General features: G+C 68.7%; 10 protein-coding genes. 6 read left to right on the top strand and 4 right to left on the bottom strand.

Annotation, left to right across the window (positions count from 1 at the left end; genetic code table 11):
• Nucleotides 1-9 precede the first annotated feature (9 nt).
• Together OEB96_RS39340 and OEB96_RS39335 are read left to right on the top strand one after the other, a co-directional pair.
• Entirely contained in the window at nt 10-1,107 is a 1,098-nt protein-coding gene (locus tag OEB96_RS39340) for an ABC transporter ATP-binding protein (protein WP_266222051.1), read from the top strand.
• 22 nt (nt 1,108-1,129) lie between these two features.
• The gene (locus OEB96_RS39335) at nt 1,130-1,969 is read left to right on the top strand and encodes an SDR family NAD(P)-dependent oxidoreductase (RefSeq protein ID WP_266222050.1); all 840 of its coding nucleotides are present in this window, start codon (nt 1,130-1,132) and stop codon (nt 1,967-1,969) included.
• A 3-nt stretch (nt 1,970-1,972) separates the two neighbouring features.
• Here OEB96_RS39335 and OEB96_RS39330 read toward each other — a convergent pair whose 3' ends face one another.
• Nucleotides 1,973-3,463 (bottom strand): right-handed parallel beta-helix repeat-containing protein, encoded by a 1,491-nt coding sequence (locus OEB96_RS39330; protein WP_266222049.1) that lies wholly within the window; start codon nt 3,461-3,463, stop codon nt 1,973-1,975.
• 85 nt (nt 3,464-3,548) lie between these two features.
• Here OEB96_RS39330 and OEB96_RS39325 point away from each other — a divergent pair, with 85 nt between their 5' ends.
• Nucleotides 3,549-4,490, top strand: a complete 942-nt coding sequence (locus OEB96_RS39325) for a sulfotransferase domain-containing protein (protein ID WP_266222048.1) — start codon at nt 3,549-3,551, stop codon at nt 4,488-4,490.
• A gap of 47 nt (nt 4,491-4,537) precedes the next feature.
• On the opposite strand, the gene OEB96_RS39320 is transcribed toward OEB96_RS39325, so the two are convergent.
• Nucleotides 4,538-6,082, bottom strand: a complete 1,545-nt coding sequence (locus OEB96_RS39320; protein ID WP_266222047.1) for a hypothetical protein — start codon at nt 6,080-6,082, stop codon at nt 4,538-4,540.
• A 399-nt stretch (nt 6,083-6,481) separates the two neighbouring features.
• Nucleotides 6,482-8,218, bottom strand: coding sequence for a hypothetical protein (locus tag OEB96_RS39315; RefSeq protein WP_266222046.1), 1,737 nt, complete (start codon nt 8,216-8,218; stop codon nt 6,482-6,484).
• Between the two features lie 610 nt (nt 8,219-8,828).
• On the opposite strand from OEB96_RS39315, the gene OEB96_RS39310 reads away from it, so the two are divergent.
• The 3 genes from OEB96_RS39310 to OEB96_RS39300 are packed head-to-tail and all read left to right on the top strand — an operon-like array spanning nt 8,829 to nt 10,901.
• Nucleotides 8,829-9,200 carry a response regulator gene (locus tag OEB96_RS39310; RefSeq protein WP_266222045.1) on the top strand — a complete coding sequence of 124 codons (372 nt, stop codon included), beginning with the start codon at nt 8,829-8,831 and terminating at the stop codon, nt 9,198-9,200.
• Nucleotides 9,201-9,247: 47 nt separating this feature from the next.
• Nucleotides 9,248-9,628: a hypothetical protein gene (locus tag OEB96_RS39305; RefSeq protein ID WP_266222044.1), complete on the top strand. Its 381-nt coding sequence runs from the start codon at nt 9,248-9,250 to the stop codon at nt 9,626-9,628.
• A gap of 4 nt (nt 9,629-9,632) precedes the next feature.
• On the top strand, nt 9,633-10,901 hold the full coding sequence (locus OEB96_RS39300) for an MBL fold metallo-hydrolase (protein ID WP_266222043.1): 1,269 nt from the start codon (nt 9,633-9,635) through the stop codon (nt 10,899-10,901).
• Nucleotides 10,902-10,928: 27 nt separating this feature from the next.
• On the opposite strand, the gene OEB96_RS39295 is transcribed toward OEB96_RS39300, so the two are convergent.
• A complete protein-coding gene (locus OEB96_RS39295) occupies nt 10,929-12,458 on the bottom strand; it encodes a right-handed parallel beta-helix repeat-containing protein (RefSeq protein ID WP_266222042.1) in 1,530 nt (509 codons plus the stop codon).
• Nucleotides 12,459-12,473 lie beyond the last annotated feature (15 nt).

The following is a 12,473-nucleotide window of genomic DNA, read 5'->3' as shown; positions in this document are numbered from 1 at the left end:
GGACGAGCCATGGTCGGTGTCAGCCTACGCGGCGTGAGCAAGAGCTTCGGCGAGACCAAGGTCTTGCACGAGATCGACGCGGAGATCCCCTCGGGAGCCTTTGCGGTGCTGGTGGGCCCCAGCGGCTGCGGCAAGTCCACGCTGCTGCGCCTCATCGCCGGGCTCGAGGAGGTGACCACGGGGACGATCCGCTTTGGCGAGCGCGACGTGACCGCCCTGCCCCCGCGCGACCGGGACATCGCCATGGTGTTCCAGTCGTACGCGCTCTATCCCCACATGACCGTGCGCGACAACCTCGCGTTCGGACTGAGGCTGCGCAAGGAAGACCCCGCGACGATAGCGGCCCGCGTGGACGAGGCGGCCAGGATGCTCGGGCTCGACAAGCTGCTCGACCGGCACCCGCGGGCGCTCTCGGGCGGACAGCGCCAGCGCGTGGCGATGGGGCGGGCGATCGTGCGGCGCTCCAAGCTGTTCCTGTTCGACGAGCCGCTGTCCAACCTCGACCCCGCGCTCCGCAATCAGGTCCGCGTGGACATCCGGCGGCTGCACGATCAGCTCGAGGCGACCAGCGTCTACGTGACCCACGATCAGGTCGAGGCGATGACGCTGGCCGATCGCCTGTTCGTGCTCGAGGGCGGGCTGGTGCAGCAGGCCGGGGCCCCGCTCGAGATCTACCAGCGGCCGTCCAATCGCTTCGTGGCCGGGTTCGTGGGCAGCCCCGCCATGAACTTCCTGCCCGCGAAGGTGGGGCGCAACGATGGCCGGGCCACGGTTACGGTGGGCGAGGGCGCCAGCGCGGCAGAGGGCGCGATACGGCTGCCCGTGCCCGAGAGCGGTGGGTTCGACGGCCTCGACGACGGGCGCGAGGTCGTGCTGGGGATCCGGCCCCACGACGTACGGATGCGGGCCGACGGTGACCTGGAGCTCGCGGTCGAGCTGGTCGAGACCCTCGGGCCCGACGCGCACGTGCACGGCCAACTGGCCGGTCAGGGCTTCATCGTGTGCCTCGCCGGCTCTCGCCCCGTGGCGCGCGGAGAACGGGTGACGCTGGCGGTGACCGACCTGCACCTGTTCGACCGGCAGTCGGGCGAGTCGCTACGAACGTAGCGCGGAGGTAGGGTCTACCCCCATGAAGAGCTTCGCCAACAAGGTCGCCGCCATCACCGGAGCCGGCTCGGGCATCGGCCGCGCGCTCGCCTACGAGCTGTGCGCCGCCGGGGCCGAGGTCGCGCTCTGTGACGTGAACGAGGACGGCCTCGAGCAGACCGTTGCGCGCTGCCGCGAGCTCGGGGCCAAGGTCACCCACGCGCGGGTCGACGTGGCCGATCGCGAGGCCGTGTATGCCTGGGCCGACCGGGTGGTGGCCGACCACGGCCGGGTCAACCTCATCTTCAACAACGCCGGGGTCGCGCTCGGCTGCACCCTCGAGGGCGTCGACTACGACGACTTCGAGTGGATCATGAACATCAACTTCTGGGGCGTGGTGTACGGCACCAAGGCGTTCCTCCCCCACCTGCGCGCCTCGGGTGACGGGCACGTGATCAACACCTCGAGCGTGTTCGGCCTCATCGCCGTCGCCGGCAACGGCACCTACAACGCCACCAAGTTCGCGGTGCGGGGCTTCACCGAGGCCCTGCGCCAGGAGCTGGAGATCACCGGTGCGCCCGTCAGCGCCACGTGCGTGCACCCGGGTGGGATCAAGACCAACATCGTCAAGGCCGCGCGCTACCACGAGAGCACGGCCGCGCTGGTCGGCGGCGACATCGAGGCGAACAAGGTCAACTTCGAGAAGAGCTTCATCACCAAGCCCGAGACCGCGGCCAAGGTCATCCTCGATGCGGTTCGCCGCAATCGTCGGCGCGTGCTCGTGGGTCCCGACGCACGGGTGATCGACTGGGTGCAGCGCACGCTCCCCAGCGCCTATCAGTACCTCTCGATGGCCGTGGCGCGACGCCAGGGGAAGCGCTAGCGCTCACTCACCCTCCGCCCACGCGCCGATCGTGGGCGGCATCGGGTAGCACTCGCCCTCGATGTCGCCCCCGGCCGATGCGGCCTCGTCACGGCCCGCACCTGCGGCAGGCGAGCTCAGCGGGACGTCGAGGTCGTCCGCGGCCAGCTCGGCGAACATCGGATCCTCGCCATACACCCCGCCCGTCTCGGGCACGGGCAGCTCGGCGCCGGGATCCGAGCTTCCCGGCGCATCGTGGGCGTACCACAGGTTGTTGGCGAACTCGAACGTCTCGGGCGCGGTGTCGGCCCCCACGTTGACGGTGGTGGAGAGGTTCCCGCGCGCGTAGTAGACCAGGTTGTTCACGAAGCGACCGTCGCGGGCGGGCGCGAACGCATACTCGGGAGTCGAGGTGGTCTCCTGCAGGATCCGCATCACCCAGTTGCCGGGATCGACGATCGTGTTGTGCACGGCCGAGCACTCCACGCAGCCCACGAACGCGAGCGGGGCGTCGCTGCCCCTCATGAGGTTGGCCACCACCCGAATGTCGCGTGCCTCGTAGTTCTCCCCGGCCGTCAGCGACGGGCGGAAGAACTCGAACCCGGTGGAGCCCCCCATGTTGATCGTGCGATTGCCGGCGTCGTCGAAGCGATTGGCGCGGATCTCCACGTCGTCGCTGCCCCCCTTGGCCTGGATGGCGTTGCCGCTGTCGGGCATGTCGAAGAACGTGTTGCCCGCGATGAGGCCGTGGTGACACCCCACCATGTCGATCCCGCTGCCCGCCGTGCCGCCGCCGCAGCGCGAGAAGCTGCTGCCCGTCACCCAGAAGTCGTCGACCCCGGAGAGCTTGAGGCAATCGTTGTTGCCGCCCTGCCCGATGTCGTGGATCGAGAGGTTGCGAAACACCAGGTGCCGCGTGACCTCGGGATCGTCGTACTGCCCGTTGTCGTCCACGTTGATCCCGTTGGCGGTGGCGAGCCAGACCTCGAGATCATGGATGACGACGTAGCGCGCACCGCTGAGCTGGAAGGCGACCGAGCCACCCTCGAACCGCGGCGGAGCCTCGCCGGGCGCCCCCCCGATCCATATCGGTGCATCGGTCTGCCCCGCGAGGTTCCCGATGAATTCATCGCCCGCGTAGATGCCCTCGTGGATGCGGATGGCCGTGCCCGGGCCGGCTTGCCCGGCGGCCATGCCCACGCTGGCGCACGGAGCATCGGGCGCACCACAGCCGGCCGTGTCGGCTCCATCGGTGGCCACGTGCAGCTCGCTCGTCGGGACGGCACCGTCCTCGAAGGTCGGAAACACCCCGCAGCCCACGGGCGGCTCGCCGGTGTCGTCCGAGCCTCCGCTCGAGTCGGCCATGGCGGTGGTGCCCTCCGTGCCCGGGCCGGACATGGTGCCATCACCGGTCTCGTTCCCCGATCCATCCGCGGTTCCGTCCGCGGTTCCGTGAGTGCCGTCGGTGGTGGAGCCGTCCGAGCTCGTGCCTCCCGGGCACGCGCTCAGCAGCATGCAGAGCATGGTCGTGGTAGTGCGTCCCCACATCATCCGATAGTCTACCGCGGGGCCATTGGCCGAGGTGATCATGAGTGCGGAAATGAACGAGCCCGACGCGAGCGAGGCAACCGATGCTCCTCGAGGGGAGGAAGGTGGTGCTCCGTGGATCGATCTCGAGACCCAAGGCCGCATGCAGTGGAGGGACGGCGACGTCGTCGTCTCCGTTCCCGCCAAGAGCGGAACGACCTGGACGATGAACATCGTCCACCAGCTGCGCACGGGTGGCGACGCCGACTTCGAGGACGTCTACGTGGAGGTCCCGTGGCTCGAATTCGTGGAACGCCCGGGACAGACCCCCAACGAGCGCCTCCACCAGTGGGAGGCCATGCCGACCACTCGACGCCGCGCGTTCAAGAGCCACGCCGCCCCCCCGATGCTTCCCTACGTGGAGCCCGGCCAGACCGACGTGCGCTACGTGGTGGTGCTGCGCAACCCCGAGGAGGCCCTGGTCTCGCTCAAGCCGTTCATCGAGCAGCACTCCCCGGCGTTCTTCGAGCTGTGGGGGGCCCCCAAGGAGGTGTTCCTGCGCGACGACTTCGCCACGTTCTTCGACGAGGTGCTCGGGGGGGCCCGCATCGTGGACGCGCTGTTCGGCTTCCTCGCCGCCTGGTGGCCGCTACGCAACCGCCCCAACGTGCTCATGATCCACTTCACCGAGCTCAAGCGAGACCACGAGGGCTCGATCCGCCGCATCGCCGACTTCCTGGGTGAGCACCCGAGCGAGACGCAGTGGCCCGCCATCCTCGAGCACTGCTCGTTTTCCTGGATGAAGGCCAACCAGCGCAAGTTCGAGCTGCCCGTGGTGACCGACGTCCCGGTGCTCGATCCCGGGGCGATGATTCGCAAGGGCCAAGTCGGTACCGCCCGTGACGACGGGATGACCGAAGCGATCGCCGCCCGGGTGCGCACGCGAGGCGCGGAGATCCTCGACGATCCGGTGGCGATGGAGTGGTACTACCGCGGGGGCCCGACGCCGGCCTAGCGCTCGAGCCGGGCTCGTCGCTTCGGCCGGCCGGACCCCCATGGGGCCTACCAGTCGATGTTGCAGGCCAGCCCGAGCAGCTCGGTCCGATCCTTGACGAGGTCGGCGCACGCCTTGGCCTCCACATCGGTGACCTCCACCGAGACCTCGACCCACCCGACGCTGCCGGAGCACTCGCCAATCTCCGCGTCGCCGTCCCACCACACGGACACGTAGTCCCAGCCCGCGTTGAGCTGGGCGCTGCCATCGGTGTCCCAGTCGTCCAGCCAGCACCAGTCGGGGACCGAGATCGGCATCGGATCCACCACCAGCGCCTGGAAGGCCGGAAGCCCGAGGCAGGCGTCGGGGCAGGCATTGGCCGGGGGTGCCTCGGGCGGCGGCGGCTCCTCCGGCGGCGGCGGATCCTCCGGCGGCGGCGGCGGTGGCGGCGGGCACTCGCCGCCGTGGGCCACGCTCACGCGCGCGAGGTGAGCCGCGTGCTCGGTCTCGTAGGTGTTGCCATCACAACCACACACCTCGCCGGGCTTGGGGTTGTTGCAGTCCAGCGGAAGCGGAAGGCACAGGCCGGCTGCCACATCACCACATGCAGCCGCCTCCACGAAGTGGCAGAACTTGTCCGGGTCGCAATCGTCGTTGCTCGTACATGCGTTGTCGGGCAGCTGCACGTAGTACGTTCCGCAGGCCTCGAGCTCCATGTCGGCATAGCCGGGACCCCAGTACCAATTGGCGCCCTGCGTGGCGGAATCCCAGCGACCCACGCCCCAGTAGCCGACGTCGTCGACCCAGTAGGACGCGTCCTTGGGTCCCTTGTAGAACACGGGCACCGTGGTCCAATTCAGGCCCGGCTGGCCCGAGACCATCAGCGGCTCGTTGGTGGGCACGGTGCCCACCAGCGAGTGGAATTGTGCGCCCGTACCGCTTCGCTGCACGACCACGGCGTTGCCGTAGTCGAGCGGGAAGTCCACGCCCCCGCCCCCGGCAAACCACCCCATGTACGACTGATCGTATGCATTCCACCCCCACACGGCCGTGATGGAGGGATCGCCGAGGGTGGCGTGGAGATCCGAGGCGCTCTGCGGTCCATCGAGCATGCACAGGCCGAGCTTGGTGTAGCCCGTGTACATGGCGGTGGTGGTCTTCATCACCATCGTGGACAGCGACACCTCCTCGCCCTGGTTCTGGTTGCCCCCGACGCTCCGCCCCACACGGTAGTAGTAGCTCGGAGTCTCGGTCTGCTGGCTGGCCGCACCGAAGTCGATGTAGCTGATCGGCTCCTCCGGCGAGAACGCGTCGACGTCCTCGGGCAGCGGCTGGCCGAGGTCGAGGTCGAGCAAGGCGTGCGGGTTCGTGGAACGGTATACCGTCACCACCCCATCGTCCGTGGGCCACTCGAGCACCACGTCTTCTCCGGTCTGCCCTCCCAGCGCGATCTCCAGTTCGAAGCCGGGCACGACCTCGGCGTACCCATGCGTCGTGAGTGAGTCCGACGGTGCCTGCGGACGCTCGCCCCTGACGTCGTCGAGCTCGAGCTCCGCATCCGCGTGGGGCCCCTCATCACACGCGGCGCCCATTGCCATGGCGATCATCGCCATCACCCCAATCCACTTGGATCGATTTTCGTACATAGCTCCCCCCATCCTTGGTTGCTGAGGGCACCGAATCATTCGGGCCCTGGGAGCAGATCCGTACGGCCATCGAGGGCTGGCACCCCAAATCGCCAGCTCTCGAGGGTCTGCAACGCCACGGTTGCCGTGGGCCCCCGCCCACGCGTCCGTATCGAATCCCTCCCAGTTCCTTGTCTATCTCCAAATGGGCGGACGTGTCAATACGGTATTTTGGAACACAGCAAATTCATGCAAGCCGTCCCAAATACGGCGTCCATGCGCAGAGAATTTACTTGCATCACCTCCGATTCCATGGCCGTGAAACAAAGAAGGCACCGAGCCTCCGTGGCTCGATGCCTTCTTGCGGGTCCAGCCGAGGGACTCGATCTAGTCGCGCCAGCAGTCCTCGATCTTGTCCACCGTCTGGAAGTGCACGTAGTCGGCTTCCGCCACGAGGTCGGGCTCGGCCGTACCCGCGTAGGCAATGGGCCCCACCGCCACCGTCGACGGCAAGTCGCCGCGCTGGATGTCGTCGACCCAGGCCCACGGCTGCTCGGGCAGGCGGACGAATGACTGCACCGTGCTGCCGAACCGACAGATCCGCATCTCGGCCTCGATCCCCGTCCACGGGGTGGTGCCGATCTGGCTGTAGCCGTCGTCGGTGCTCTTGGACACGGTGACGACCTCGGGCTGGTTCATGTTCCCGATGCCCATGTGGTAGGTGTTGGGATCGGCCGAGCCCGGATCGCGGACCATGATCCCGCCGATGCGATACGGCGCGCCCGGGGCCGTCGGCCCGCCCGCGAGGTTGGTGACCTCCATCCGGGTGGTGACCGCGAAGTTGCCCGTGACCAGCTTGCTGACGTGCAGCGCCTCGTCGGACATGTACCACCACGTGTTGGGGTTGGGCACCATCACCAGCGCGCCATCGTCGATCGCCACCGTGGCCGTCTGCGGGTTGTGGATGTTCCAGCTCGCCAGGCTGTCGGTCTGGAACTCGTCGGTGAGCGAGGCCAGCGGATCGCTGGGCGGCTCGATGCCGTCACCACAGGCGATGGCGTGATAGGACAGGTAGATGTCGCCCGAGAGCCCCGTGATCGTGTGAGAGCTGGTCGTGACGCCATCGAGGTCGACCACCACCGCGGCATCGGCCGGGTTGATCGACAGGGCGCCGTCTTCGTCGCGCGGGAGGGGCTCGGTGCCCACGTGGATCTGCTCCTCGTCGAGCAGCACGTCGCCCACGCGCTCGAACGTCACGGTGGCGACGCTGCCGGAGTACGACACCGCGAGGTTGCCGACCAGCTCCCCGGCGCTCGGATCACAGCCGCCGACCGCAGCGTAGACCGGCCACGAGGTCGAGGTGCCCGGTGCGATCGGACCGTTGGTCCAGCCCCAGTTGGCGAAGCCGTCGTCCTCGCCGTCACCGTCGAGATCGGCTCCCAGGAAGCAGATGGCCCCGGGACCATGGGCATAGGCGGTCTCACAGCCGGCCAGCGGAGGCGGCGGCGGCTCGTCGGCGACGCACTGGAGCTCCATGGTGTAGTACTTGCCCTGCCGCCAGCGACGGCCCAGCAGCTCGCCATCGCCCCACGCCAGCTTTTGCTGGTACTTGCCGGGCTTCTTCTTGGGCTTGCGCAGCTCGGCCTCGTTCGAGATGTGCGCCAGCACCGGGTCGCAGGCATCGTAGGCTCCGTCGAGCCCGAGCTGGCACAGCGGCACCGCGAACGTGTGCTCGGTGGCCCCGGTGACGTCGCCGCTGTCGTACGGGAACAGATGGAGCTTGGCCTTGCCGCGGCGGTTGGTGGGGATGTCCTCGAGACCCACGCCCACGGCCATGCGAGCGCGCTCGAGCTCCCACCCCCCGGTGGTCGCGTAGGTCACGTTCATCACCCCCGTGGCCCCGGTCCCGCACGTGTTCGAGGTGTCGACGGTGTTGTCGATGGACGCGCACACGGTGCCCGCGTCGATCTCCTTTCCGGCCACCAGCGGCACACAGGTCACCTCATCGGCGATCTCGACCAACCGCTGATGACCGAAGTCCGTGGTGTCCTCGAGCTCGTCGGAGCCGCAGCCGCTGCCCAGCAGTGACAGCATGCCGCCCACGAGCAGCGCGACCCCCTTCATCGAGCCCTGAACCCCAGCCTGACGAGCAAATACGATCTCTTTGATGTCCATTGTTCGAGTCCCCCGACCCCTTGAATCGGGACCAGCACCAGTCCCGAGTCGCCATTCGATGCCATCGCTTTGTAACGAGCGTTGGCGTGGACACATAATACACAGTCGGCCCCCTCGATCCAGAACAATCGTAAGGCCTATGCACACTGTGCGATATCGACCAAATCATTGAAATCAAATGAATATCATGATTTCGAGCTGATGTACGACGAAGTGGGGATACCAACGAGATCTCCTCTGGTGTGCTGATTGGTCGGAAATGCTCGCCAATGCGTGGCGCGATCGAGTGCGGAGCCATGGGTGATTCACCGAGTCGACTCGCCTGGCCCGAGGTCGCCCCGGCCGAGGACGAGCCCGCCGACCCGCTCGCGAGCGGACGAGCCCGCGGGCAGCGGCCAGCGTGGCGGCGACCTCGCCCGATGCCCGGTGGTGGCCTCGTTGGCGGTTCTACCGACTCGGACGTCGATGGCGGCGACCTCGCCGGAATCCCGCCGAGAATCGTGGTACTCAACGGGTCTTCGTGCCTGTCTCTGCCCACGGGGACACGACTGGTGCGGGTATGCCCAAGACCACCATTCTCGTCGTCGACGACGAGCCACTGATTCGCAAGCTCATCAACGCGATCCTCAGTCGCAGGGGCTACATGGTTCTCGAGGCCGAGAACGGGCACGATGGGCTCGAGCGCTTCGACACGCACGCGGGCATCGACTTGGTGCTCAGCGACATCGCGATGCCGGAGCTCGACGGCCTGGGCATGGCGCAGGCCCTTCGGGCGCGCCGCCCCGCCCTCCCGGTGCTGTTCATGTCGGGCTACACGGACCACGACCAGACCGGTCTTGGCGAGGACGACCAGCGCAAGCTGCTGAACAAGCCGTTCACGGCACAGCAGCTGCTCACGCGGATCGAGCAGGCCCTCGGCCGCGCGAGCTAGTTCACCGAGCGCTCTGGCGTGCCGCGGTTGACGTATGATCGGCCGGCATGTCGAGCGATGACCCCTCCGAGACCGGCCTGCTGGCCCAGCTCCCCGCGGAGGCTCGTGCGAGCTTCTCCCGCATCCTCGCCAATGCCGTGCGCTCGCCCATCGGGTTGCGCGAGCAGCTGCCGCTCTACCTGCAGGCCATCGAGCGCGCCTCCACCCAGGGGGGGCCGCCCGCGGAGCTGGGACGAGCGATCGCCCGCGACTGCGAGGCGCTGCTCGACGCTTGGGACGGCTTCGACGAAGCGGGGCAGCGGCTCGCCCGGGCCGCGGTGGAGTACTTCCTGCTGTGCCGAGACGGCGATGACGATCTCGCATCACCCGAGGGACTCGACGACGACGCGGCCGTGGTGAGCTTGGTCCGCGCGCACCTCGGGGTCTGACGCCATGCACGGAGCCCTCGAGATCCGGGCCTGCTTGCGAGTCATGAAGGGATGGGCGTGCATCGTGGGCTCGGGCTGCGTGGTGGCTTGCACCGGACAGGGCCCTTCGCCCGCGGGCACGACCCGGGGCGAGACCGACTCGAGCACGACCAGCGCCGCGAGTACGGCGACGACCCTGGCGGCCGACACCACGGCGGCTTCCGGCGAGCCAGGAACGAGCGACGGCGGCTCCACGTCGACCGGAGAGCCCCCGCCGGTGCCGATCCCTCCGCTCGAGGTGGAGTTCCTCGGGGTCGGCGGCGTGGCCCTGCGCGTGGGCGAGGTCTCCACGCTCACCGCCCCGCTCTACTCCAACCCCAGCCTGCTCGAGACCACGTTCGGCTCGATCGAGCCGCGCATCGACGTGATCGATGCCTACCTCCCGCTCGATCGGGTTCAGGACGTCGCGGCAATCCTGGTGGGCCACGGCCACTACGACCACCTGATGGACGTGCCCTACGTGTGGACCAAGACGGCCGACGCGATGATCTACGGCAACCTCTCGGCGGCCCGGCTGCTGGCTGGCTTCGACGAGGTGCCGCCCGCTCGGGTCGCAGTGCTCAACGATCCCCGCGCCCCACTGGTCGATCGCCGCAGCTGCACGGAGGCCGATCCCTGCACGGGTGTGCCCGCGGGGATCGAGGGGGCGTGGGTTCCGGTCCCGGGGGCGCCGATCCGCCTGCGAGCCCTGTGCTCGTCGCACCCGCCGCAGTTCCTCGGCGTCATCCACTTCGGCGAGGGCTGCATGGAGCAGGAGCAGACCGAGCCGCTGGCCACCGCCGCGCAGTGGCGCGAGGGCGCGACGCTGTCCTACCTCGTCGACTTCCTCGATCCGCGCGGCGTGCCGCTCTACCGCATCTATTATCAGGATGCCCCGGCCGATCCTCCCCTGGGGCTGCCCGTCCCCGAGCTGCTCGACGAGCATCGGGTGGATCTGGCGATCCTCACCGTGGGCACCTTCGAGGCCGTGATGGAGCACCCCGAGGCTGCGATCGCAGCGCTCGATCCCCGCTACGTGCTCGCGGTGCACTGGGAGAACTTCTTCGTCACCCAGGACCAGCCGATCGAGCCGATCCCGTTCCAGCCCGACCCGGCCGAGTTCGATGCGCGTGCCCTCGCCGCGCTCGGCGATGGCAGCGAGGCACCACTATGGGTCGACGGAGCGGCGCAGGACCTACGCTACCTGCGACCGGTCCCCGGCGTGGAGTTCGAAGTGAGCCACGCCGGCGGCTGAGCCAGCCCCGGGCCAGAAGCCGGCCGCTCAGGGCTTGCGTGCGCGGTCCAGCGCCCAGGCGCCCGCGTCGGCGGGTCCGGCATGGGCCCCGCGGTGGCCTCCATCGTGCAACCGGCCATCGAAGTCGTGGTCCCACCACACGAAGGCGTCGAGGCCGGTCTCGTCCACTCCGCCCTCGAGCTGGCCCGCCTGCGGGTGGAGGTCGAGCCCTTCGCCGAGCGCTCCGGTCGGATCCACCAGCACCGTCGCGGCGTCCGCCTGGGTGCCGGTGTGATCGTCGAGCTGCTCGCCGCCCTCGAGCGCCGGCTCGCCGAACGCCGCATTGCCCACGAAGCGCTGGGCGAACGCGGGGTCGCCCCCCGTGATCCTGGCCGCACGACCGCTGGTCACGAACGTGTTGCGAAACACCTCGATCCTGCGCGGTACGTCGTTGTGTGGCTGCACGTTGAGGCCCGGGCCGTTGGGGTTGAAGAACACGTTGGCGTAGATCGCCACGTTGCCCTCGGCCTGCAGCAGCGCCTCGGTGGGGTTGTCGTGGAAGAAGTTGCCGTAGACCAGGTACTGGTCCTCCACGCCCGCGCCCGAGAGCGGCCAGTGACCGAGCAGCACGTTGGGGCGCGCATCGGCCACGCTGGCGCCGCTCTGCTTGCTGAACACGTTGTGCCGGATGATCGTGGCGTCGTGGTCCGACAGCCCCGGGAGCTCCGGGCGCGGGTTCTGGTGCTTGATCTGCATGCCGTAGCCGGTGGTGTCGAGCACCACGTTGTGCTCGATGAGCCCGGACACGAACGGAGCATCTCCGGTGGAGTCGCCGAGATAGAGCCCGGTGCCGGCGGTCTCGATCCAGTTGTCGCGGATCACCCAGTCCCACGCGGGGCACTTGGTGCTGATGCCCACCACCTGCTGGTTGGCGGCGTGATCGTGGATGTAGAGGCCCTCGAGCACGATGTGGTGCGCATGGGTCGAGGTCCCCTCGGCCTTGACGGCATCCCCGACCTCACCGATGCCATCGAGCTCGAGGTTGCGCACCACCACGTAGCTCGAGTCGCGAATGCTCACCGTGTTGCGCGAGGAGCTGCCGGTGAAAACGGCCGCGGCGCCATCGGCCGGCCCTTCGATGACGAAGCAGGCCCCCGCCGAGCCGTTCATGTCCGTGATGGGCAGGCCCTGATCGTAGGTTCCCGCGGCCAGCCGCAGCACGTCGCCGGGCTGCATCGTGGGCAGGAGCTCGCGATAGTCGGCCGGAGTCGCGTCGATCACCTGCCCCGGAGGGTCCCCGTCGCACTCGCGGAAGTGCTCGGGGGTGGGTTCCTCGTCCGGGGACGGAGGATCTCCGGTGTCATCGCTGGTACCGGACTCGGTGGAGTCGGCCGTGCCGACCGTGGCCGAGCCGGTGCCGGTGTCATCGACCGTGCTCGTCGCGTCGGCGGACCCCGGCCCCTGCGAGGTGCTCCCCGTCTCGCCGGCATCGCCGTCGCCACCGCCCGAGCCACCGCAGGCGCCCACCAGCAGCACGCACGTCAGCAGCACCCCTCGTTCCCCGCTCGCCTTCACCATCGGCACCACGATAGC

The sequence above is a fragment of the Paraliomyxa miuraensis genome, from assembly GCF_026337845.1.
Lineage (GTDB): Bacteria > Myxococcota_A > Polyangia > Nannocystales > Nannocystaceae > Paraliomyxa > Paraliomyxa miuraensis.
This window is presented reverse-complemented; position numbering and strand designations above follow the sequence as displayed.